The sequence below is a fragment of the Catellatospora aurea genome (assembly GCF_042663325.1).
GTDB classification, from domain to species: domain Bacteria; phylum Actinomycetota; class Actinomycetes; order Mycobacteriales; family Micromonosporaceae; genus Catellatospora; species Catellatospora aurea.
The window spans coordinates 285,508-306,201 of record NZ_JBHTAC010000002.1 but is presented as its reverse complement, the minus strand read 5'-3'; the positions used below and the strand labels follow the sequence as shown (position 1 = coordinate 306,201).

General features: G+C 72.0%; 22 protein-coding genes. 7 read left to right on the top strand and 15 right to left on the bottom strand.

Annotated elements, in window-relative coordinates; genetic code table 11:
* The first annotated feature begins 28 nt into the window (after positions 1 to 28).
* From ACFQO7_RS03285 to ACFQO7_RS03270, 4 genes are all read left to right on the top strand, one after another.
* Positions 29 to 1,414, top strand: coding sequence for a ferredoxin reductase family protein (locus ACFQO7_RS03285; RefSeq protein WP_376804964.1), 1,386 nt, complete (start codon positions 29 to 31; stop codon positions 1,412 to 1,414).
* A gap of 3 nt (positions 1,415 to 1,417) precedes the next feature.
* On the top strand, positions 1,418 to 1,837 hold the full coding sequence (locus tag ACFQO7_RS03280) for an FMN-binding protein (RefSeq protein WP_376804963.1): 420 nt from the start codon (positions 1,418 to 1,420) through the stop codon (positions 1,835 to 1,837).
* Positions 1,834 to 2,637 carry an FAD:protein FMN transferase gene (locus ACFQO7_RS03275; protein ID WP_376804962.1) on the top strand — a complete coding sequence of 268 codons (804 nt, stop codon included), beginning with the start codon at positions 1,834 to 1,836 and terminating at the stop codon, positions 2,635 to 2,637. Before ACFQO7_RS03280 ends, ACFQO7_RS03275 begins: the two co-directional genes overlap by 4 nt.
* A gap of 64 nt (positions 2,638 to 2,701) precedes the next feature.
* A complete protein-coding gene (locus ACFQO7_RS03270; protein WP_376804961.1) occupies positions 2,702 to 3,313 on the top strand; it encodes a hypothetical protein in 612 nt (203 codons plus the stop codon).
* Between the two features lie 112 nt (positions 3,314 to 3,425).
* Here the strand turns inward: ACFQO7_RS03270 and ACFQO7_RS03265 are convergent, their stop codons facing one another.
* Genes ACFQO7_RS03265 through ACFQO7_RS03255 form a run of 3 tightly spaced genes read right to left on the bottom strand, consistent with a single transcriptional unit; the run spans position 3,426 to position 5,362 of the window.
* Entirely contained in the window at positions 3,426 to 3,878 is a 453-nt protein-coding gene (locus ACFQO7_RS03265; RefSeq protein ID WP_155368639.1) for an Lrp/AsnC family transcriptional regulator, read from the bottom strand.
* A 10-nt stretch (positions 3,879 to 3,888) separates the two neighbouring features.
* The gene (locus tag ACFQO7_RS03260; RefSeq protein ID WP_376804960.1) at positions 3,889 to 4,941 is read right to left on the bottom strand and encodes a zinc-dependent alcohol dehydrogenase family protein; all 1,053 of its coding nucleotides are present in this window, start codon (positions 4,939 to 4,941) and stop codon (positions 3,889 to 3,891) included.
* 58 nt (positions 4,942 to 4,999) lie between these two features.
* Positions 5,000 to 5,362 carry a VOC family protein gene (locus tag ACFQO7_RS03255; RefSeq protein WP_376804959.1) on the bottom strand — a complete coding sequence of 121 codons (363 nt, stop codon included), beginning with the start codon at positions 5,360 to 5,362 and terminating at the stop codon, positions 5,000 to 5,002.
* Between the two features lie 146 nt (positions 5,363 to 5,508).
* Between ACFQO7_RS03255 and ACFQO7_RS03250 the strand changes: the two genes are divergently transcribed.
* Positions 5,509 to 6,609, top strand: a complete 1,101-nt coding sequence (locus ACFQO7_RS03250; RefSeq protein ID WP_376804958.1) for a LacI family DNA-binding transcriptional regulator — start codon at positions 5,509 to 5,511, stop codon at positions 6,607 to 6,609.
* Between the two features lie 11 nt (positions 6,610 to 6,620).
* Here the strand turns inward: ACFQO7_RS03250 and ACFQO7_RS03245 are convergent, their stop codons facing one another.
* The 5 genes from ACFQO7_RS03245 to ACFQO7_RS03225 form a co-directional block, all read right to left on the bottom strand.
* Positions 6,621 to 7,484 (bottom strand): ATP-grasp domain-containing protein, encoded by an 864-nt coding sequence (locus ACFQO7_RS03245; RefSeq protein ID WP_376804957.1) that lies wholly within the window; start codon positions 7,482 to 7,484, stop codon positions 6,621 to 6,623.
* Positions 7,485 to 7,578: 94 nt separating this feature from the next.
* Positions 7,579 to 7,962, bottom strand: coding sequence for a hypothetical protein (locus ACFQO7_RS03240; RefSeq protein ID WP_376804956.1), 384 nt, complete (start codon positions 7,960 to 7,962; stop codon positions 7,579 to 7,581).
* A gap of 95 nt (positions 7,963 to 8,057) precedes the next feature.
* The gene (locus tag ACFQO7_RS03235; protein ID WP_376804955.1) at positions 8,058 to 9,053 is read right to left on the bottom strand and encodes a hypothetical protein; all 996 of its coding nucleotides are present in this window, start codon (positions 9,051 to 9,053) and stop codon (positions 8,058 to 8,060) included.
* Between the two features lie 236 nt (positions 9,054 to 9,289).
* A complete protein-coding gene (locus ACFQO7_RS03230; RefSeq protein ID WP_376804954.1) occupies positions 9,290 to 10,297 on the bottom strand; it encodes a hypothetical protein in 1,008 nt (335 codons plus the stop codon).
* Positions 10,298 to 10,431: 134 nt separating this feature from the next.
* The gene (locus ACFQO7_RS03225) at positions 10,432 to 11,838 is read right to left on the bottom strand and encodes an aminopeptidase P family protein (protein ID WP_376804953.1); all 1,407 of its coding nucleotides are present in this window, start codon (positions 11,836 to 11,838) and stop codon (positions 10,432 to 10,434) included.
* 129 nt (positions 11,839 to 11,967) lie between these two features.
* Between ACFQO7_RS03225 and ACFQO7_RS03220 the strand changes: the two genes are divergently transcribed.
* Positions 11,968 to 12,399, top strand: a complete 432-nt coding sequence (locus tag ACFQO7_RS03220; RefSeq protein ID WP_376804952.1) for a hypothetical protein — start codon at positions 11,968 to 11,970, stop codon at positions 12,397 to 12,399.
* Between the two features lie 40 nt (positions 12,400 to 12,439).
* Here ACFQO7_RS03220 and ACFQO7_RS03215 read toward each other — a convergent pair whose 3' ends face one another.
* The 5 genes from ACFQO7_RS03215 to ACFQO7_RS03195 form a co-directional block, all read right to left on the bottom strand.
* Positions 12,440 to 13,333 carry a carbohydrate ABC transporter permease gene (locus ACFQO7_RS03215; RefSeq protein ID WP_376804951.1) on the bottom strand — a complete coding sequence of 298 codons (894 nt, stop codon included), beginning with the start codon at positions 13,331 to 13,333 and terminating at the stop codon, positions 12,440 to 12,442.
* Positions 13,330 to 14,226, bottom strand: a complete 897-nt coding sequence (locus tag ACFQO7_RS03210; protein WP_376804950.1) for a carbohydrate ABC transporter permease — start codon at positions 14,224 to 14,226, stop codon at positions 13,330 to 13,332. Before ACFQO7_RS03210 ends, ACFQO7_RS03215 begins: the two co-directional genes overlap by 4 nt.
* Positions 14,227 to 14,293: 67 nt before the next feature.
* Complete coding sequence (locus tag ACFQO7_RS03205; RefSeq protein WP_376805017.1) at positions 14,294 to 15,511, bottom strand: ABC transporter substrate-binding protein; 1,218 nt, start codon at positions 15,509 to 15,511, stop codon at positions 14,294 to 14,296.
* Positions 15,512 to 15,754: 243 nt separating this feature from the next.
* The gene (locus ACFQO7_RS03200; protein ID WP_376804949.1) at positions 15,755 to 16,339 is read right to left on the bottom strand and encodes a hypothetical protein; all 585 of its coding nucleotides are present in this window, start codon (positions 16,337 to 16,339) and stop codon (positions 15,755 to 15,757) included.
* Between the two features lie 61 nt (positions 16,340 to 16,400).
* Positions 16,401 to 17,612, bottom strand: coding sequence for an ROK family transcriptional regulator (locus ACFQO7_RS03195; protein WP_376804948.1), 1,212 nt, complete (start codon positions 17,610 to 17,612; stop codon positions 16,401 to 16,403).
* 64 nt (positions 17,613 to 17,676) lie between these two features.
* Between ACFQO7_RS03195 and xylA the strand changes: the two genes are divergently transcribed.
* A complete protein-coding gene (gene xylA, locus ACFQO7_RS03190; protein ID WP_203694775.1) occupies positions 17,677 to 18,861 on the top strand; it encodes a xylose isomerase in 1,185 nt (394 codons plus the stop codon).
* Positions 18,862 to 18,984: 123 nt separating this feature from the next.
* Here the strand turns inward: xylA and ACFQO7_RS03185 are convergent, their stop codons facing one another.
* On the bottom strand, positions 18,985 to 19,548 hold the full coding sequence (locus tag ACFQO7_RS03185; protein ID WP_376804947.1) for an HD domain-containing protein: 564 nt from the start codon (positions 19,546 to 19,548) through the stop codon (positions 18,985 to 18,987).
* Positions 19,545 to 20,639: a helix-turn-helix domain-containing protein gene (locus ACFQO7_RS03180; RefSeq protein ID WP_376804946.1), complete on the bottom strand. Its 1,095-nt coding sequence runs from the start codon at positions 20,637 to 20,639 to the stop codon at positions 19,545 to 19,547. The genes ACFQO7_RS03185 and ACFQO7_RS03180 overlap by 4 nt, the downstream gene beginning before the upstream one ends.
* Between the last annotated feature and the right edge of the window lie 55 nt (positions 20,640 to 20,694).

Genomic DNA, 20,694 nt, shown 5'->3' with positions numbered 1-20,694 from the left:
GCGCGCCCCTTTCGCGACTCGCCGTGGCGTGACCCCTGACCGATTCCCCCTCCCCCGGCCCCGCGACGGGGTGCTCGGGCGCGCCGTCACCGCGGCCCTGGCCTGCGCCACCGTGCTGGTGGTGGCGGCCCTGTGGGTGTCCGCCGGCGGCCCGGCCGCGCTGGGCGCCGACGGCACCGGCCTGGTGACCGCGGCCCGCCTGACCGGGCTGGTCGCCGCCGATCTGCTCCTGCTGCAGGTGCTCGCGATGGCGCGGGTGCCGTGGGTGGAGCGCGCCTGGGGCCAGGACCGGCTGGCCCGGATCCACCGCCTGCTCGGCTTCACCTCGTTCTGGCTGATGACGGCACACGTGGTGCTGGTCGTCGCCGGGTATGCCGCGTCCACCGGCACCGGTGTGCCCGCCCAGCTGGCCGACCTGGTCGTGCGCTACCCGGGCATGCTGCTCGCGGCGGCGGGCACGGCGCTGCTGGCGCTGGTCGTGGTGCTGTCGGTGCGGGCGGCGCGGCGGCGGGTGCGCTACGAGAACTGGCACCTGCTGCACCTGTACGCGTACCTCGGGGTGGGCCTGGCCGTGCCGCACCAGCTGTGGAACGGCGCGCACTTCGTCACCTCCGCCGCGGCCTCGGCGTACTGGTGGACGCTGTGGGGTGCGGCTGCCGCCGCGTTGGTCGTGTTCCGGGTCGGGCGGCCGCTGTGGCTGTCGCGCCGCCATCGGCTCACCGTCGCCGAGGTGCGCCACGAGGCGTCGGACGTGTACTCGGTGCACCTGTCGGGGCGGCGGCTGGACCGGCTGGCGGCCCGGTCCGGCCAGTTCCTGACCTGGCGGCTGCGCACCGGCCGCGGCTGGAGCCGGGCGCACCCGTTCTCGCTGTCCGCAGCGCCGCGCGCCGACCGGCTGCGGTTCACCTTCCGGTCGGCGGGAGACGACGGCGCACGGCTGGCCGGGGCCGTACCGGGCACGGCCGTGCTGATCGAAGGCCCGTTCGGCACGCTCACCGAGGGCCGCCGCCGCGGCGAGCGGGTGCTGCTGATGGCGGCGGGCATCGGCATCACGCCGATGCGCGCGCTGCTCGAAGGCATGCGGTACGCCGACAGCGAGCTGACCCTGATCTACCGCGCCAGCAGCGCCGACGAGCTGGTGCTGCGCGACGAGATCGACGCCATCGCGGCCGAGCGCGGCGCACAGGTGATCTACCTGCCCGGACCCCCGCCGTCCGGGCGTGCCTCGTGGCTGACCGCCGAGCTGGCCGAGCGCCACACCGACCACGAGGCGCTCACCGAGCTGGTCCCGGAGCTGGCCGGACGGGACGTGTTCCTGTGCGGTCCCCCGCCCTGGATGGCGGCGGTCCGCGCTGCCCTGCGGGCCGCCGGGGTGCCCGCGCGGCAGATCCACGACGAGCGGTTCGGGTGGTGAGCGATGCGTAAGATCACGTTCTTCCTGCTGGCGACTCTCGCGGGCCTGGTCGGGCTGTTCAGCTACCGCACCAGCTTCGGCGAGGCGGTGCCGCGGCCCGCCGACGGGGCGGTGCCGGCGCCCGCCCCGGGGCTGATCGTCGGCGAACGGCTGGTCGACGGCGACGCGGTGGTCACCGACTACGGCACGGTGCAGGTGCGGGTCGGCTTCGCGGGCGGGCGCATCGCCGACGTGGTGATCGTGCAGAAGCACACGGTGCACGAGCACTCGCTGGTGCTGAACGAGTTCGCCCTGCCGCGGCTGCGCGAGCAGGTGCTCGCCGCGCAGTCGGCCGACGTGGACACGGTCACCGGCGCGACCGCCACCAGTCGGGCGTACCTGGACTCGCTGCAGTCCGCGATCGACCGGGCGCACACCCGGTGAGCACGCTCGCGCCGCCGCGCCGGGCCTGGGTGGAGCAGATCATGGGGATGCCGGTGAGCCTGCACCTGCGCGGCCCCGGCCTGGACTCGGCACCGGTGCGGCGCACCGTCGACGCCGTGTTCGCGCTGCTGCGCGAGGCCGACGCGGTGTTCAGCACGTACCGGGCCGACAGTCAGGTGAGCCGGATCAACCGGGGTGAGCTCGCGGTGGCGGACGCGCATCCGTGGGTCGCCGAGGTGGCAGCCCTGTGCGACGAGGCCCGCGAGCGCACCGGCGGCTGGTTCGACACGTGGCTGCCCGGTCCGGACGGCGCGCACCGGTGGGACCCGTCCGGGCTGGTCAAGGGCTGGGCGGTGGAGCGGGCTGCGGGCCTGCCATGGCACGACTTCTGCCTCAACGCCGGGGGCGACGTGGTCGTGTCGACGGCGCCGGGGTATCCGCCGTGGCGGGTAGGGGTGGAGGACCCGCTGGCCCCGTCGCGGCTGGTCGAGGTGGTGGCCCTGGCGGCGGGCGCAGTGGCCACCTCGGGCACCGCCCGGCGGGGCGCGCACATCGTCGACCCACATCACGGCATGCCGACGGCCGAGGTGGCGGGGGTGACCGTCGTCGGGCCGTCGCTGTGCTGGGCCGATGTGTACGCCACCGCGGCCGCCGCCAAGGGAGTCTCCGGGTTGGACCTGCTGGCGGGCACCGGCTGCGAGGGGCTGCTGATCAGCCGGGACGGGCAGGTCCGGATGACGGGCGGCTTCCGTTGCTTCCGGAACCGCAGGTCGTCGGCCTGGACGCTAACAGCCCGTTAACACCATTGTGGACAGACTCAGCCGAGATGGCCGCGACTGGCGGTCCGGAGCGAACGGTGCTGACATGACCGAACCCGCACCGCCCACGACGCAACCGCACCTGGTCGTGGCGGCCTGGGCGTCCGCCACGGCGCGGCGGCTGGTGCATCCGGCCTTCGGCGGGGTGGCGGCGGTAGGCGGGGCCATGATCTTCGCGGCGATCGGGTGGACGGCCGTGGGTGTGGTGCTGCGGTCGGACCCCGACACGATCGTGCGGTACTGGCTGTGGCACATCGCCGCGGCGGCGCTGCTCCCGGTCGGCCTGGGCGTGCTGTCGGTGCAGCTGACCCACCAGGGCGGCTACGGCGTGGGAGCCGAGCGGGCCTGGCTGGTGTGGGCGCAGGCCTGCGCCGCGCTCGCGCCGCTGACCGGTCTGCTGCTGATGGCCGCCCGGCCGCTGCTGTTCCGTGGCTACGACGTCCACGATCGCTGGGGAGTGCCGGTGCTGGTGGCCGGCGGGTTCGCGCTGGCCTGCGCGGTCGCGGCCGGGGTCCGGCAGGTGCGCCGCATCCCGCCGGGTCGGCGGGCCGAGGTGACCCGGCTCATGGCCGGGGTCGCCACCGCGTCGACCGGCCTGGCCGCCATCGGGCTCACGGCCCTGTTCCTGCCCGCGCCGCTGCCCTGCTGCCACTGGTGACGCGAGAGCACAGGTGACTGCGGCTTTACATCTTTTTTGATGTGGGCACATCAAAAAAGATGTAAAGCCACGTCGAGTGCTGTCCTCCGGCGGGGCCGGGAGCGGGCGTGGCTCAGTCGGCCAGGTGGATGCGGGGGGCACGCTGCTCGAACGGGGTGGACAGCACCACGGTCGTCCGGGTGGTCACGTTCGCCGACGTGCGGATCTCCTGGAGCAGGCGCTCCAGGTCCACCGGTGACGCTACGCGTACCAGCAGGATGTAGAAGTCCTCACCGGCCACCGAGAAGCACGACTCGATCTCCGACAGGTGCGCCAGGCGCTCGGGGGCGTCGTCGGGCTGTGCCGGGTCGAACGGGCGGATCGCCACGAACGCCGTCAGCGGCAGCCCGATCGCGTTGTAGTCCACCCGCGCGCCGTAGCCGGTGATCACGCCGCGCTGCTCCAGCCTGCGTACCCGCTGGTGGACGGCGGACACGGACAGCCCGACCTTCTCGGCCAGGTCCGTGTACGACATGCGCCCGTCGGCGGTCAGGGCCGAAACGATGGCCTGGTCGGTCTCTTCCACGGCGCTCAAGCTACACCGCCCCGCCGTCCGGGCGCACCAGCACTTTCAGCGCTTTCCGATCATTCATCGCGGCATATCCGCCGGGCACCCCGGCCAGATCGACCGAGACGTCGAAGACCGGCGACGGGTCCAGCGTCCCGGCCAGCACGTCTGCCAGCAGCTCCGGAATGTACGCCCGCGCGGGCGCGACGCCGCCGCGCAGCGCGACGTTGCGGCCGAACATGTCGCCGATGTCGACCCCGGCCGAGCCGCCGTGCGGCACCCCGACGAAACCGACCGCGCCGCCGTCGCGGGCCACGCCGATCGCGGTGCGCATCGACTGCTCGGTGCCGACGGCCTCGATGACCGCGTGCGCGCCCTGGCCGCCGGTCAGCTCCCGCACCACGGCCACCGCCTCGTCGCCGCGCTCCGGCACCACGTCGGTCGCCCCGAACCGCCTGGCCAGCGCGGTGCGGGCGTCGTGGCGGCCCAGCGCGATGATGCGCTCGGCGCCGAGGCGGTGCGCGGCGAGCACCCCGCACAGGCCGACCGCGCCGTCGCCGACCACGGCGACCGTGCCGCCCTTGCGCACCCCGGCCGCGAGCGCGGCGTGATGGCCGGTCGACATCACATCGGACAGGGCGAGGATCTTGACGAGGTCCGCGTCGCCGAGCCCGGACGGCAGCTTGACCAGGGTGCCGTCGGCGTACGGGACGCGCACCGCCTGGCCCTGGCCGCCGTCGGAGCCGGGCTGGCCCCAGAAGCCGCCGACCGGGCACGAGGTGTGCAGGCTCTCCCGGCAGAACTCGCAGGTCCCGTCGGACCACACGAACGGGGCGACCACGGTGTCGCCGGGCTTGACGCCGGTGACGTCCGCGCCCGCCGACTCGACGACGCCGAGGAACTCGTGCCCGATGCGCTGGCCCGGCTCCCGCTTGGCGACGCCCTGGTAGGCCCACAGGTCGCTGCCGCAGATGCAGGCGTGGGTCACCCGGACCACGGCGTCGGTGGGGTGCACCAGGACCGGATCGGGCACGTCCTCGACCCGGACGTCGTGCGGACCGTAGATCACCGTTGCGCGCATGTGATCATCGTAGTCGCGGCGCTTCGTCCCGGGCCGCGGGATGCCCGCGGCGCGCGGCTCAGTGGCGCTCGCGGAGCAGGCAGAACTCGTTGCCCTCGGGGTCGGCGTACACGGTGAGGTCGTCCTGCTCGCGGACCAGCGTCGCGCCGGCGGCGACGATCGCGGCCCGCTCCTCGTCGTCGGCGACGATGTCGAGGTGGATGCGCCCGACCGGCAGCAGGTCGACCGCCTGCGCGATCCACACGTCCGGCTCGGTGCCCGACGGGTCGTGCAGCAGCACCGACTCGCGCTCCTCCAGGCTACGGTCGGCGAGCTTCACCGCGTCCTCGTCGACGACAGGCAGGCCGGTGACCAGGCTCCAGAAGGGCGCCATGAGGTACGGGTCCCGGCAGTGGATGACGACGGAGGAGATGTACGGCATGGCGGTCACCCTAGCCGGGTAGGCGGTTCCCGCCGACCGGATAACCGAGCGGTCTTGACAGCGTCGCCTCGTGGCCGCTTACCGTGTGTAGCCGCCACCGGTCCGGTACCGGTACCGCGAGACGGCGTGGTTTCTCGGAGGTCCACATGCGCGTGACGATCGCCGACGTCGCCCGGCTGGCCGGAGTGAGCAAGGCGACGGTGTCGCGCGTGCTCAACGGCCGGCCCGACGTCGACCAGGCCACCCAGGCCCGCATCGAGGAGATCATGGCCGAGACCGGGTACGTGCCCAGTTCCCGCGCCGTCGACCTGGCCCGCGGGCGCACCCGCACGGTCGGCGTGCTCGCTCCGACGCTGCGTACGGCGTGGATGCCGGAGCTGCTGCAAGGTGTCGCCGACGTCGTGGAACCGTCCGGTTACGGGCTGTTGCTGCACTCGGCCGCCGGCGGCGGTCCGGCGCTGGAGCGGTTCGCGGCGAGCGTGCGCGGTCACGCGGTGGACGGGGTGCTCGCCGTCGACCCCGGCGCGGCCCTGGATCACCTGCGTGACCTGCACCGGCAGGGCCTGCCGGTGGTCGTGGTGGACACCGTCGGCGTGCGGGCGGCGCTGCCGTCGGTCGGCGCGGACTACGCCGACGGCGGACGCCGCGCGGCGGAACTACTGCTGGCCGCGGGGCGGCTGCGGCTCGCCATGATCACAGGACCTGCCGAGGAGCCCACCGGGGCCGCCTGCGCCGACGGGTTCGCCGACCTGCTGACCGGCACCGGCGCGGTGCTGCGGGCCAGCCACGTGACCGAGGCCGACGGGACCGAGCAGGGCGGCTACGACGCGGTGCAGCGGCTGCTACGTGCGCGGTTGTTCTTCGACGGACTGTTCGCGCACGGCGACGCGATGGCCGCGGGCGCGCTGCGGGCCCTGCAGGAGGCCGGGCGGCAGGTGCCCGGCGAGGTCGCCGTGGTCGGCTTCGGCGACGTCCCGCCCGCCGCGTACACCGTGCCGCCGCTGACCACGGTGCGGGTGCCGTGGGAGGAGATGGGCGCGGCCGCCGCGCGCTCACTCATCGATCGCCTGCGCGGCGAACCCGTCTCCGACGAGCCGGAAGTGTTCGAGACTTTCCTGGTCAGCAGGGGTAGCACCCCGCCGGTGGGCCGCATCCCGGGACAGCGCAACCGGCGCGCGGCGCGCACCGCGGAGGTGCCCGTGTTCCGGGCCTCGACACCGGCCACGGAACCGGTACCGGAGCTGTGAGCTGCTGATACTCAGGTCAGATGGTCGAGGACGGCCGACGGATCGACACTGGTCGGCAGGTCGCTCACCTGGCCGTCGCCGAGTTCGACCACCCGCCAGGCGCCGTCGTCACGCAGCGCGACGTCGGTGGTGACGAACGGGTGCCCGAACGCCGCCACCAGCGGGGCGATCGGCGTCAGGTCGGGCTCGCCGGACAGTTCCGGCGTGTCCGGGTGCGGGCCGGTCAGCACCGGTTCGCCGTGCACCCACCAGACCCGGGACTCGACGGTGCGGCCGTCCTGCTGCGCGAAGCGCTCGAACCGGCGCACCACGATGCCGCCCTGCAGGGACTCCTCCTGCAGCTCGACCATGCGGGCCACGACCCGGTGCGCCTGTGCGGCGTCGGCGAGGTCGGGGATGAAGCAGGCCTGCGCCCACTCGTGCTTGCGCGACTTCACGTAGTCCTTGACGATCGCGGGTCCGCCGCCCAGCGGCGCGACCAGCTTCTCGACCTGTTCCAGGGTCGGCGGCTCGGACGGCTGCCACGGCGTCCACACGCTGTCCGGTGTGACCTGCGCCAGTGCGGCGTACCAGCCGGGCAGCTCGTGGGCGGCGCGGTAGGCGGCCGCGGATACCCGCAGGCTCACCCCTCGCCCGGCGAGCGCGTCGGCCAGCTCGGCGTAGCGGTCGGCCGGAATCATCCACCCGCGGTACCAGACCTCGCCGAGGTCGCGCGGAATGCGGCGGACCGCCGCGGCGACGTCGCCGGCCAGCAGCGCGTCATGGTCGAGCAGGGCGATGACGCCGCTGCCGTCCCGCACGGCTCGCGCCTGCGCGGCGAAGTGGGGATCGGTGCGGGTCGGGGCGAGCGGGTCGGCGCAGAACACCACGGTCACGACCGGCGAGCCTAGTCGAACCGGCACCGCCGCGCCGCGCCGTTTCCCGGCCCGGCGCCGGAGTCTCCCACCGCCACCGGGCCGGTCGGCTGCTTCAGTAGGTCCACAGCACCGCGAGGTAGTCGTTGCCGGTGGCCGTGGTGTAGGCCTGGCCGACGGTCTGGCCGAGCCGGTTCACGCCCCGGGCCTCCGACCGGCCGCCCGGCAGCAGGCCGGGCAGCAGGCGCGGCGTGCCGAACTCCGACCAGTACACGGCGCGCGTGGACCCGTCGACGGCCGACCGCCAGCCCACCGAGTGCCGGCTCTCGTTGATCGCGGCGGTCGCGGCCAGCTCGCCCCCGGCCGGCATGGCCAGGTGCAGCACGGTGCCGTCGGCCCGCCACACGAACGCCCCCTGCCGGGCGTCCCAGTACGTTCCGGACACATCGCCGCCGTCGTTGATCCCGGTGGCGTGGCCGAGCAGACCCGACGCCACCACCTGGCCGTTCTTCCAGGTGGCCGGGTTGCCGGGCGGGCCGCGGGGCCGGCGCTCCGGCTCGGCGGCGTTGTCCGTGCCGCCCCATGTGACGCCGGTCAGGACGTCCAGATCACCGCGTGCCAGTCGCCGCCGACCGACACCTGGGCGGTGCCGACCGTCACACCGAACTTGTTGACCCCGTGCGCCTTCGCTCCGCCACCGGTGACCAGGCTCGGCAGCCGGTGCGGCACACCGGCCTCGGACCAGTACACGGCCCGGTACAGTCCGGCGGCGTTCGAGCTCGCGCCGACCGTGTCACCGTCGTCGTTGATGGCGCCGACGAACGCGCTGTCGGCACCGCTGGGCAGGCCCAGGGTCACGATGGTCCCATCGGCCTTCCACACGAAGTTCTCGTCGCTGCCGCCGTAGTACTGGCCGGCGATGTCGCCCCCGTTGTTGATCCCCGCGGCGTACGATCCGTTGGCTGGCGGTGACGGGACGCTCGTCGCGACGCCGCCGACCAGCCGGGCGATGACGTCGCCGAGATGGCCGGTGACGACGCCGCTGTTGTTGATCGCCTCGGCGTCGAACTCCAGGCCGTAGAGGTCACCGGGGTGGTCGAGCTCGGTCATCACGCCGTTGGCCCAGCGGAAGCTCGTCGAGGTGTCGTCGGCGATGGCCCGGCCGACCACCACGCCGTTGTCGTTGACGCCCGTGGCGTAGCTGTAGTTGTTCTCCAGCGCGCCGAGGTCGGTCATGCCCACGCCCGGCCGCCACAGGAAGCCGTGCATGGTGACGTTGTCGGCCAGCAGGCTCTGCCCGACGATCCAGCCGTTGTTGTTGATGTCGGCCGGGTAGGTGCGGGTGCCGCCCAGGCTGCCGATGTCGGTCATGGTGCCGTTCTTCCAGCGGAACGCGCGCATCGGCGCGGTCTGGCTGACCGCGCCGCTGTAGCCGATGACGACGCCGTGGTCGTTGACGTCGGTCGCGGTGCTGCAGCAGGCGCCGCCGAGCGTGCCGAGGTCGATGACCTGCAGCGCCGCGGCCGCGGCGGGAGAGGCGGGCAGTGCCACCGCGCCGGCGGCGAACACGGCCAGGGACGCGATGAGCACGCGTAATACAGTTCTGCGCACAGGCTGTCGCTTTCTCTCGTGGAACAGAGGTTCACGCCCCCCGTGGGGCCTGATCTCCGCAGTCTCCTCCGATGTGCGGCCGAAGCAATCGGATTGACGACCGGTCCGACCGTCCATTGTCGACATGCTTGTCGACCGTTCGGCTGATGACGCGGGCCGGGCGCCCGGACGGCCGCCGTGGCGACGCGTCCGGACGCCCGGCCGGTGAGTGCCGCTCAGCGGGTCCAGAGCACGGCGGTGTACTCGCCGCCGGTGGCGGTGAGGTTGGCGTGGCCGACCGTCTGGCCGAGCCGGTTCACGCCCAGCGCCGTGGCCTGGCCGCCCGCCACCAGGCTGGGCAGCAGGCGGGGCGTGCCGAACTCCGACCAGTAGACCGCCCGGGTGTGCCCGAACTCCAGGGTCCGGGTGCCCACCGTGTGCCGGCTCTCGTTGATCCCGTTGGCCGCGGCGAACTTCGCCCCGGCGGGCATGCCGAGGTTCAGCACGGTGCCGTCGGCCCGCCACACGAACGCGCCCTGGGCGCCGTTCCAGTACGTGCCCGCCACGTCGCCGTTGTCGTTGATGGCGCCGGCGTGGCCGACCAGCCCGGACGCGACCGTCTGGTTGTTCTTCCACCAGGCGGGCTGACCGGAGTACTCCCCGTTGAGGGAGCCGCCGATCTTGCCGTGCTTGTTGATCCCGGCCGGTTCGAAGCCTTCGCCGGTCGGGGTCACGATCTTCGACATGACGCCGTTCGCCCAGCGGAAGCCGTGCAGCTGGCCGTTGACCACGTACCGGCCGACCACGAGGCCGCTGTCGTTGACGCCGGTGGCGATGCTGCTGGCCCCCAGCGTGCCCAGGTCGGTCATGCCGAGTCCGGGCCGCCACAGGAACCCGTGCACGGTGCCGTCACCGCCGGCCAGCTCGCTGTAGCCGACGATCCAGCCGTTGTTGTTGATCGCGAGCGCCACCGCCCGGGGCCCGCCCAGCGTGCCGAGGTCGGTGATCACGCCGTTCTGCCAGCGGACCGCCCGCTCGGGCGGGTTCTCCATGGTGCCGACCTGGCTCTGCCCGACCACGACGCCGTGGTCGTTGATGGCGAACGCCTGGCTGCAGCAGCTGCCGGACAGGTTGCCGAGCACCACGATCTGCGGGCCTGCCGCGGCCGCCGGCGCGGCGGTCAGCGACATCGCGGTGAGGACGGCGGCGACCGTCACGGACAGCAGCCTTCGGACTGTTCTCATCGGCGCTCACTCTCTCGGGAGGACGGGAGTTCACGCCACGTGACGGCGTGAACTCTCACAGTCCCCCGCCGGACGCCGTTCGCGCAGTCAGCATGCTGACCACGTCTGTCCATTGCCGACCTGTGAACGAAATGTTAAGACGCCAGCCTGTGCATCCAGGACTCCACGTCGGACGCGGTGCGCGGCAGGCCGTCGGACAGCATCCGGTAGCCGGTCTCGGTGATCAGCAGATCCTCCTCGATCCGGAAGCCCATGCCGCGCAGCTCCGCCGGGATCAGCCCGTCGTCGGGCTGGAAGTAGATGCCCGGCTCCACGGTGAGCACGTGCCCCGGGGTCAGCGTCCCGTCGAGGTAGTGATCGGCCCGCGCCGCGGCGCAGTCGTGCACGTCCAGGCCGAGCATGTGCCCCGAGCCGCACAGGGTCCAGCGCCGGTACAGCCCGCTGTCCTCGTCCAGGGCCTGCTCGGCGGAGACCGGCAGGATGCCGAGGTCGGCCAGGCCGTACGCGTACACGTGCATCGCGGCGCGGTGGAAGTCGCGGTACGCCGCACCGGGCACCAGCGCGGAGAGCGCGGCGTCGTTGGCCTTGCGGCACAGTTCGTACAGGTCGCGCTGCAGCGGGGTGAAGTGCCCCGAGATGGGCAGCACCCGGGTGATGTCCGCGGTGTACAGCGAGCGCGTCTCCACTCCCGCGTCGAGCAGCAGCAGGTCGCCGTCGCGGACCGGGCCGTCGTTGTCGATCCAGTGCAGGGTGGCGGCGTGCGCCCCGGCGGCGACGATCGAGTGGTAACCGACCTCGTTGCCCTCCAGCCGGGCGCGCTGCCAGAACACGCCTTCCAGCAGCCGCTCCGAGGTGGCCTTGGCCTGCGGCAGGGCACGCACCACGTCCTCGAAGCCGCGGGTGGTGATCGCGACGGCCTCCTCCAGCTGGGCGATCTCCCACGCGTCCTTGACCAGCCGCAGCTCGGCCAGCACCGCCTTCAGCTCGGCGTCGCCGTCGACCGGCGCGACCGCCGCGTCGACCTCGGCGTCCAGGCCGCGCAGCACCAGCGTCGGGGTGTCGGGCTTGAGGGCGGCGGCCAGCTCGTCGCGGTGCCGGGTCGTCACGCCCAGCGCCCGGGTGCTCTCCCCCAGCGTCGGCCGACGACCCGCCCACAGCTCCCCGTAACGGCGGTCGCGGAAGAACTCGCCGTTGTCCCGCGCCGAGCGCGGCCGCAGGTAGAGGGCGCTGTCTCCATCCGGCTCGACGACCAGCACACCGTCGCTGGACTGGTCACCGGTCAGCCACACGTACGCCGAGTGCGCCCGGAACCGGTAGTCCTGGTCGTTGGAGCGCGCCTTGAACGAGCCGGCGGGCACGACGATCCGGTGCCCCGGGAACGCCTGGTGCAGCCGGGCACGCCGGCCCGGCGTCCACGCCGCGACCTCCGCCCGCGGCAGGTCGTGGTGCTCCGAATCGAGCCAGCCCGTGCGCATGAACTCGTCGAGTGCCGCCGACACGGGCAGGTCGTGGCTACCGGTGTGGAATCGCTGCTCCGCCATGCCGCAGACAGTACCGCACAGCCCTACGCCCCTTACACCCCCGACGAAGGAAGGGCACCTTCTTAACACGCCCGCCGACGCTGCCTGCGGGGGCAGCGGATGGGCGGAGGTGGTAGCTAGACTGCGGCTATGTCGAGCGAAATCGATGCCGCCGCGTATGCCGCCGACACGGCGAGTCTGTCCGGCCGTATCGCGACCCGGGTCCAGTACGTACTGGCCGGGGCGTACTTCCTGGCCACCGCCGTGGCGCTGGGCCGGGCGGCCCAGCTCGCGGGGCGGTTCTACCTTCCGCACCAGGGCGACGAGGCCACCGGCAACGCCGACATCTGGCCCGGCGTGCTGGCCGCGGCCTGGCTCGCGATCACCTTCGTGCTGAGCGTCGCGCCGATCCTCGCCGGACTCACCGCGCTGTACGCCGCCGTCCTGCTCGCCTCGGCCCGGCAACGCGCCGACCGCCGCACGTGGCGCTCGCTGGCGGCGAGCACCGTGCTGGCCGCGCTCGCCTTCGCGGCGTCGCTGACCCCGCAGGCGCAGACCCTGCTCGCCTGGCTGCTCGACTGACCGGCTGCGGGGCGCCGCGCGGGCGCCCCGCAGCCGCGGGTCAGCTCTTGACCGAGCCCGCCATCATGCCGCCGATGAACCAGCGACCCAGCAGGATGTACACCAGCAGCGTCGGCAGCGAGGTGATCAGCGCACCGGCCATCGCCGCCGCGTAGTCCGGCGACTGCGCCCCGGCCAGCGCGTTGAGCGCGATGGTGATCGGCCCGTTGCGGGTGTTCGACAGGAAGATCGCGAACAGGTAGTCGTTCCAGGACGAGGTGAACTGCCAGATGACGGTCACCACGAAACCCGGCAGCGACACCGGCAGGATCAGCGACCGGAACGTGCGCAGCAGCCCGGCCCCGTCCATCTGCCCGGCCTCGATCAGCTCCTCCGGGATGATCGTCGCGTAGTAGTTGCGGAAGATCAGCGTGCAGATCGGGATGCCGTACACCGTGTGCACGAAGATCAGCGTCGGGATGCCCGGCGCGACGCCCAGCCACAGCACGATCTCCCGCAGCGGGATCATGACCGCCTGGTACGGGATGAACATGCCGAACAGGATCAGCGTGAACACCACGTCCGCGCCGGGGAAACGCCAGCGCGACAGCACGAAGCCGTTCGCCGCCCCGATGATCGACGAGAGCAGCGCGACCGGGATCGCCAGCTGGAACGTGCGGCCGAACGACGGGCCCAGCGAGGTCCACGCCTTCTCCCAGGACGCGAACGTCCACGTCTCGGGCAGGTTCCACTGCCCGTTGACACCGATCTCGCGGCCGGACTTGAAGCTCGTCACGACCAGCACGTACAGCGGCATGAGCACGATCAGCACGAACAGGATCAGCAGCCCGTAGCGCAGGGCGCGGGCCACCGGCTTCGGCAGGCCCTGGCGCGGCGCGGGCGCCGGCACCGGTGGCGCGGCGGCGGGCGGGGCGGCGACGGTCTCGGTGCTCATGAGCGCTTCTCCGAGCGGTTGACGTGGATCAGGTACGGTACGACCACCACGGCGACGACCAGCAGCAGGAACACCGAGATCGCGGCGGCCTTGGCGTAGTCGCGGGTGAGCAGGGTCTGCCAGACGTACACGGCGGGCACCTCGGTCAGCCACTGCGCCCCGGACACCGACATGATCAGGTCGAACATCTTCATCGACATGTGCCCGGTGATGATGAGCGCCGACAGGATGGTCGGCGTCAGCTGCGGGAACAGCACCTGCCGGTACAGCTGGAAGGTGGTGGCCCCGTCCACGACCGCGGCCTCGCGCAGCTCCTCGGGGATGCCGCGGAACCCGGCCAGGAACAGCGCCATCACGTATCCGGACAGCTGCCAGATCGCCGGCACCGCCATCGCGGCCATGCCCCAGTCGGGGTCGGTCCACCACGGGCTCTCCAGGAAGCCCAGCCCGAGCCCGTGGAAGATGGCGTTGATGCCGCCCGCGTTCTCCCCCTGCCCGGTGTTCATCAGCCAGCGCCAGACCACGCCGGAGGCGACGAACGACACCGCCATCGGGAACAGGTAGACGGTGCGCCAGAAGCCCTCGGCCTTGGCGCGGCGTTCCAGCAGCAGCGCCCAGATCAGGCCGAGCACGATGGTGCCGACCATGAACACGAGCGTGAAGACGACCAGGTTCTGCAGCGAGTGGGTGAAGCGGTCGTTGATGTCGCTGGTGAACAGCTTGGTGTAGTTGTCGAGCCCGACGTAGCCCTTGGCGGGGCGGGCGTTGTGGCGGTCCTGCAGGGACAGGTTGACCGTCCAGCCGATCAGGCCGTACACGAACACGGCCAGCAGGATCAGCGACGGTGAGATGAGCAGCAGCCCGGGTATCCAGGTCCGCCTCCGGTGGCGCAACGCGACCTCCTCGGTAAGGAAGGGCGCCTTCCTGGTGGGAAGGCGCCCTTCGTTGCCTTGCGGCGAACTACTTCTTCGGGCCGAACTCCGCCGCGGCGGCCGCGAGCGCCGTCTGCAGCGCGGCGACGTCACCGTCGGCGGAGAACTTGCCCTGCGCCGAGCCGACCGCGCCCTGCCAGCCCTGCGCGCACGCCGAACCGTGCGGGCAGCTCGGCACCTGGGTGGCGGTCTTCCAGTCGCCCATGGCGGCCTGCTGGTACGCCGGGAAGCCGTCCGTGCCGACGTCGGTGCGGGCCGGGATCGAGCCCTTCTTCTGGTTGAACGCGGCCTGGCCGGTGGCGCTGCCGACCGTCTTCAGCCAGCACTTGGTGCCGTCGGCGTTCTTCGCGCCCTTGGGCAGCACGAACGAGTCGGCCAGCCACTGGAACACGTTGCCGTTGCCCGGGAACACCGACCAGCCGTAGTCCTTGAAGCCCTTGGCGTCGAGGTCGGCCGCCTCCCAGTCACCCATCAGCTGGTACGCCGCCTTGCCGTCCATCAGCATCTTCTCGGCGTCGGTCCAGTCGAAGGTGTCCCGGTCCTTGTTGGTGTAGGTGAGCAGCTTCTTGTAGTCGTTGATCGCCGCCGTGATGTCGGCGCCCTTCCAGTCGGTGCCGCCGTTCCACAGCCCGTTGAACTTCTCCGGGCCGAGCTTGGAGATCAGCAGCGCCTCGAACAGCATCTGCTGGGTCCAGTCCTTGCCCAGCGCCAGCGGCGTGGCCACCCCGGCGGCCTTGAGCTTGTCCAGGTCGGCGAAGAAGCCGTCGAGGGTGGTGGCGTCCTTGGTGATGCCGGCCTTGGCCAGCACCGTCTTGTTGCTCCACAGCACGTTGGCGCGGTGGATGTTGGCCGGCACCGAGTAGATCTTGCCGTCGACCGTCAGGTTCTCGATGAGGCCCTTCGGGAAGGCGTTGCTCAGACCCCATTCGGTGTACTGCGCCGACAGGTCCTCGAGCTGGTCGTCGTTGATGTAGTCGGACAGCTCCGCGCCCGCGTGGGCCTGGAACGTGTCCGGCGGGTCGTTCTGCTGCAGCCGCGAGGCCAGCACCTGCTTGGCGTTGCTGCCCGCGCCGCCGGCAACCGCGCCGTTGACGAACTCGTAGTCCGCGCAGTCGGTCTTGAAGGCACCCACCAGGCCGTCGAGACCGGCCTTCTCACCGCCGTCGGCCCACCAGGTGAAGACCTCGACCTTCTTGGCGCCGGCGCCGGGCTCTTCACTGCTGCTGCAGGCCACGGTCGCGAACATCGTTCCGAAAGCGACGGCCAGGGCTGCCACTCGCCTGGAAAGACGCATGCTTCCTCCATCTGATTCTTGACATCGTTGTCTCACGCGCCAGCCCAGACTTCTCCCCCCGTGACGAGCCTGTCAACGCCGGTTACCGTTTTGTTGCCGGACACAACAGAATCGAGATCGCGAACTCGCCCATGGTCACCAAGCGCACACCGACGGCGTACCGCGGGTGTGCACCATGGTCGGCGGCGCGCCGGGTCAGGCCCAGGACGCGTCCGCGTACTCGGGGTCGCGCAGGCGGGCCGGGAGCAGCTCGGTCTGCTGTGTATCGCTGCCGTCGGTGACCGCGACGGCGAACGCGGCCAGGCCCACCGCGGTGATGTCCTCGGCGACGGCCCAGTACCGGTCGGGCAGGTTGGTGCGCTGGTCGAGCGCGGCCCGCAGGTGGTAGCCGCCGAACGCGCCCAGGCCCGCGCCGGCCGCGCCGAGTGCCGCACCGGCCACCGCGCGGCCGAAGCCGCGATCGTCGGACCAGCCCAGCAGGCCGCCGGCCAGGCCGCCGAGGGCGAGGCGGGCGAGCAGCGGGCCACGGTTGAGCCGGCTGGGCGTGCTCGGCAGTTTGTCGGCGACCAGTTCGGTGGCGGCCGTGGCGACCAGGCTCTTGCGTACCAGCGGGCTGGACAGCACCTGGCCCTGCACCATCGTCGCGAACCCGCGGCCCTTCTTGCCCTTCTTCTTGCCGCCCCGGCTCATCGCCACCGCGAGCGCGGCCAGGCCGAGCTGCGAGCGCATCCCGGTGGCCATGCCGAGTGCCAGCGGTCGAAGAACCGTGATCGCGCCCATGGATACAGGTTATGCCTGCGGTGGCCGCGCCGCGGGCGGTCCGCGACGCTGCCGCCCGGAGCTAGGCGGCGGCCGTGCGGGTGGCCAGGAAACGGGCCGGGTCGTCGAGGATGGCCTGGGTGACCGCGCGCGCCGCACCGACCAGGGCGGCGTCCGCGCCCAGGGCCGACGCGCGGACCTTCACCGGGGACCAGCGCGCGGTGATCACGCGGCGGGTCAGCTCTCGTTCGAGGGCCGGGCGCAGCCAGTCGATCAGCTCCGCGTAGTGGCCGCCGAGCACGACGGTGGCGATGTCGAGCAGGTTCACCGCCCCGGACAGCGCCACGCCGAGCGCCGTGCCGGCCCGGTCCAGCGCGTCGAGCACCGGCGCGCTCGCGCGGCGGGCCCCGTCGACCAGGTCGGTGAGCACGGCCGCGCCGGTGGGCAGCCCGGCGGCGGCGCGGATGGCCTCCTCGCCAGCGTACTGCTCCAGGCAGCCGCGGGAGCCGCAGTGGCAGTCGGGCCCCTGCGGGTCGATGGTGACGTGGCCGATCTCCCCCGCCCAGCCGTGCGAGCCGCCGAACAGCTCGCCGTCGAGCACGATGCCGCCGCCGATGCCGATCTCGCCGGAGACGTAGAGGAAGCTGCGCAGCCCCGTGGCGTGCCGCTCCCCCAGCGCGGCCAGGGTGGCCTCGTTGGCGACGTCCAGCGGCAGGTCGCGCAGCCCGCCCAGGTCCTCGGGCCGGGGCAGGGCGACCTGCTGCCAGCCTAGGTTCGGGGCGATCCGGATGGTGTCGCCCTCGACCAGGCCCGGGACCGCGATCACGCCGCCCGCCGCGCTCAGGCCCAGCTCAGCGACGGCGGCCATGGCCTGGTCGGCCAGCTCGGCGAGCGCCTGCCAGGTCTGCGCGGGGCGGTGCTCGCGCTGGTCGAGCCGGCGCACCTGCCGATGGCGTACGGCTCCCGTCAGGTCCACGGCGCACACGGCCAGGTAGTCGACGTTGACCTCCATGCCGAGCCCGGCCGGGCCGGTGCCCGCGGGCACGATGCCGGTGCCCGGCCGGCCGACGCCGGAACGCGACACGGGCTCCAGTTCGGCGACCAGCCCTCCGGCGATCAGCTCGTCGACGATGGCGGAGACGGTGGCCCTGGTCAGCCCGCTGGCCGCCGCGATCTCGGCCCGGGACGGGGGCCGGTTCGCGGCGGTGACATGGCGCAGGACCAGCGCGAGGTTGTGATCGCGCAGGCTGCGCTGGCGCACCGGATCGTCTCGGCGCGGCGGGCGGGGCGGCATGGTCTTGACAATGCCACACCCTATAAGTTCAATGGCTGAACAAACAAGATTTCAGGGAGATGACATGACGCAGCCGACTCCGGCCGACAAGTTCACGTTCGGCCTGTGGACCGTGGGATGGCAGGGGCGCGACCCGTTCGGCGACGCCACCCGCGAGGCGATCGACCCGGTCGAGTCCGTGCACCGCCTCGCCGAGCTGGGCGCGTACGGCGTCACGTTCCACGACGACGACCTGATCCCGTTCGGCTCCGACGACAGCGAGCGCGAGCGGATCATCAAGCGCTTCCAGGCCGCGCTCGCCGAGACCGGCCTGGTCGTGCCGATGGCCACCACCAACCTGTTCACCCACCCGGTCTTCAAGGACGGCGGCTTCACCAGCAACGACCGCGCCGTGCGCCGGTACGCGCTGCGCAAGGTCATGCGCAACATGGACCTGGCCGCCGAGCTGGGCGCGCAGACCTACGTGCTGTGGGGCGGCCGCGAGGGCACCGAGTACGACGGCTCCAAGGACGTGCGCACCGCGCTGGAGCGCTACCGCGAGGGCCTGGACATGCTCGCGCAGTACAGCATCGACCGCGGCTACGGGCTCAAGTTCGCGCTGGAGCCCAAGCCGAACGAGCCCCGCGGCGACATCCTGCTGCCGACGATCGGCCACGCGATCGCGTTCATCGACAGCCTCGAGCACCGCGACATGGTCGGCCTCAACCCCGAGGTCGGGCACGAGCAGATGGCCGGCCTGAACTTCCTGCACGGCATCGCCCAGGCGCTGTGGCACGGCAAGCTGTTCCACATCGACCTCAACGGCCAGCGCGGCATCAAGTACGACCAGGACCTGGTGTTCGGCCACGGCGACATCGTCAACGCGTTCTTCCTGGTCGACCTGCTGGAGTTCGGCGCCGCCGACGGCGGCCGGGCGTACACCGGCCCGCGCCACTTTGACTACAAGCCCTCCCGTACCGAGGACCTCGACGGGGTCTGGGCGTCGGCGGCCGCGAACATGCGCACGTACCTGCTGCTCAAGGAGCGCGCCGCGGCGTTCCGGGCCGACCCCCGGGTCGCCGAGGCCCGCGCCGCCGCCCGCTACGACGAGCTCGGCGTGCCGACCCTGGGCGCGGGCGAGACCTACAGCGACCTGCTCGCCGACCGGTCGTCGTTCGAGGACTTCGACGTCGACGCCCAGGCCGCCAAGGGCGGCGCGTTCGTCCAGCTCAACCAGCTGGCGCTGGAGCACCTGCTCGGCGCTCGCTGACCGGCTACGGGCCGCCGCCGCGGTGCGACGGCGACGGCCCGTCCTTGATCGCCGTTTCCGGGCAGAACCTCGGGCCACACCGCAGGTTCTGCCCGGAAACGGCGATCTTCGCCTGACGCGGGCTCACCTGAGCCAGTCGAGGATGCCGACGGTCTCGACGGTGTCGGCGATGCGTTTGGCGGACGCGGTGGTCAGGCTCGCCCGCGAGCTGTCGATCCACCGCTGCACGTCGGCGCATCCCTGGTGGCGGTACTCGACTGCCTGGATCAGGCACTCCAGCTTGTCCGCGTCCCGGGCCACGATCGCCTCCGGACTCTCCCCGCGCTCGTACTCGGCCACCACCGACATGATCATCTGACTGACCGCAGCCGGGGCTGCAACCACCTGGTCCGCGGTGACCGACTCGTTGTCCGCTGCTGTCAGGTAACGCCGCCCGATCCGCGGAATGTCACCGATCCGGGTCTCCTGCGTGTCGTGGTACAGGCACAGCAGGCCGGTCCGCGCCGCGTCGACGCCCTCCATCGCCGCCAGCATCGAGCCCAATATCGCTGTACGGAAACTGTGCTCGGCGATCGTCTCCGAATCTTTGACGCCGGCGATCCACCAACCTGTTCGCTTGGCACGTTTGAGCATGCCCAGCTCGAACAGGTAGCGAACCGCTCCGGCCACCTCGTCGTCAGATGTCAATTCGCCAGCCCCTCGATCCGCAATCCATACATGATCGCCTCAAGCTCCCACCTCGACTGACGCGAGATCTCATCCGAGTCGATCGCGATCTGCCCACGACGATAAAGGCTGCGGGCTGCGACAGGATCATCTCGCAACAGTCCCGGCCGCGCCGCCAGCAACGCCCACAGGGTATGGATCGACAGGTCCACGAAGTGGCGGCGGCCATCCACCCGCTCGACCAGGTGTCTGAGCAGCCGATGTCCTCGCCACCCGAGCCCGGCGTCCATCATGAAGCGGTCATCGTTCTGCCGGGGTGAGACTTCGCCGATCCAGTATGCCTCGTAGTTCAGCCCGGCAAGCTCGCAGCGGTCGTCCCCCTGCGTCGCGGCGATGAAGTGCCGCAACGGTTCCGGATCCCCGTGCCGCGCCTTCGACGCGGCCGCCGAGCGCGCCTCTGCCCAAAGGAGTGACCAACCGCTCCCGCCGGGCACTACGCTCCTCCGGGTGTCCGGTTCGGTTGCCCCGGACCTGTCGTGCAGTGCGCCGAGGAAGCGCGCCTGCCTGCGAAGCAGCACATCCGACAAGCCCGAGCCGCTCGACCACTCCTGCATCGACCGCAGGTTTCTAGCGAGTATGTCGATCTCTGGCCGGTCCAGGGACGGACTCTCGGCCACGGGCCCCCGCCGCCGTGGCCCGGCGCGCTCGGCAGATCGCAGCGGGTCGGGCACCCTCCCGGTGACGGGCCACTCGATCATCTCCATGACTGATCGAGTCATCACGACCCAGCCGACCGGGTGTTGGGGCAGGTTCTCGCGACGAAGATCAGGCAGCAGCAGGCTGGCGAGAAGGTAGTCCGCGAGGGCGGCGTCGTCCAGGAGACCGAGGAGCTCAGCCTTCGCACCGAGTACCGCGAGTCGATGCCTCAATCCCGTCGACTGCTCCACCGACAGCGCGGTGAGCGAACGCCGGCCGCTCTCCCAGCCTTGCACCGTTCCCCGGTCCACCGCGAGGCGCTCCGCGAGTGCGTCCTGGCTCAGCAGCAGTGACTCCCTGATGAGTTTGACCACGTACCCGGAGATCACGGCGCGACGCCGCCGTCGATCGGGCATGCCCCCTCCACAACGCATACCGGTGGTCGGCCTTCTCCGTGGCGACAGGCACGCC

What these genes read in the sequence shown, in the direction of transcription:
- ACFQO7_RS03280 (WP_376804963.1), top strand. Translation starts at nt 1,418, where the DNA reads ATGCGTAAGATCACGTTCTTCCTGCTGGCGACTCTCGCGGGCCTGGTC.
- ACFQO7_RS03270 (WP_376804961.1), top strand. Translation starts at nt 2,702, where the DNA reads ATGACCGAACCCGCACCGCCCACGACGCAACCGCACCTGGTCGTGGCG.
- ACFQO7_RS03260 (WP_376804960.1), bottom strand. Translation starts at nt 4,941, where the DNA reads ATGCGCGCAACGGTGATCTACGGTCCGCACGACGTCCGGGTCGAGGAC.
- ACFQO7_RS03255 (WP_376804959.1), bottom strand. Translation starts at nt 5,362, where the DNA reads ATGCCGTACATCTCCTCCGTCGTCATCCACTGCCGGGACCCGTACCTC.
- ACFQO7_RS03250 (WP_376804958.1), top strand. Translation starts at nt 5,509, where the DNA reads ATGCGCGTGACGATCGCCGACGTCGCCCGGCTGGCCGGAGTGAGCAAG.
- ACFQO7_RS03230 (WP_376804954.1), bottom strand. Translation starts at nt 10,297, where the DNA reads ATGAGAACAGTCCGAAGGCTGCTGTCCGTGACGGTCGCCGCCGTCCTC.
- ACFQO7_RS03225 (WP_376804953.1), bottom strand. Translation starts at nt 11,838, where the DNA reads ATGGCGGAGCAGCGATTCCACACCGGTAGCCACGACCTGCCCGTGTCG.
- ACFQO7_RS03220 (WP_376804952.1), top strand. Translation starts at nt 11,968, where the DNA reads ATGTCGAGCGAAATCGATGCCGCCGCGTATGCCGCCGACACGGCGAGT.
- ACFQO7_RS03215 (WP_376804951.1), bottom strand. Translation starts at nt 13,333, where the DNA reads ATGAGCACCGAGACCGTCGCCGCCCCGCCCGCCGCCGCGCCACCGGTG.
- ACFQO7_RS03205 (WP_376805017.1), bottom strand. Translation starts at nt 15,511, where the DNA reads ATGTTCGCGACCGTGGCCTGCAGCAGCAGTGAAGAGCCCGGCGCCGGC.
- ACFQO7_RS03200 (WP_376804949.1), bottom strand. Translation starts at nt 16,339, where the DNA reads ATGGGCGCGATCACGGTTCTTCGACCGCTGGCACTCGGCATGGCCACC.
- ACFQO7_RS03195 (WP_376804948.1), bottom strand. Translation starts at nt 17,612, where the DNA reads ATGCCGCCCCGCCCGCCGCGCCGAGACGATCCGGTGCGCCAGCGCAGC.
- xylA (WP_203694775.1), top strand. Translation starts at nt 17,677, where the DNA reads ATGACGCAGCCGACTCCGGCCGACAAGTTCACGTTCGGCCTGTGGACC.
- ACFQO7_RS03180 (WP_376804946.1), bottom strand. Translation starts at nt 20,639, where the DNA reads ATGCCCGATCGACGGCGGCGTCGCGCCGTGATCTCCGGGTACGTGGTC.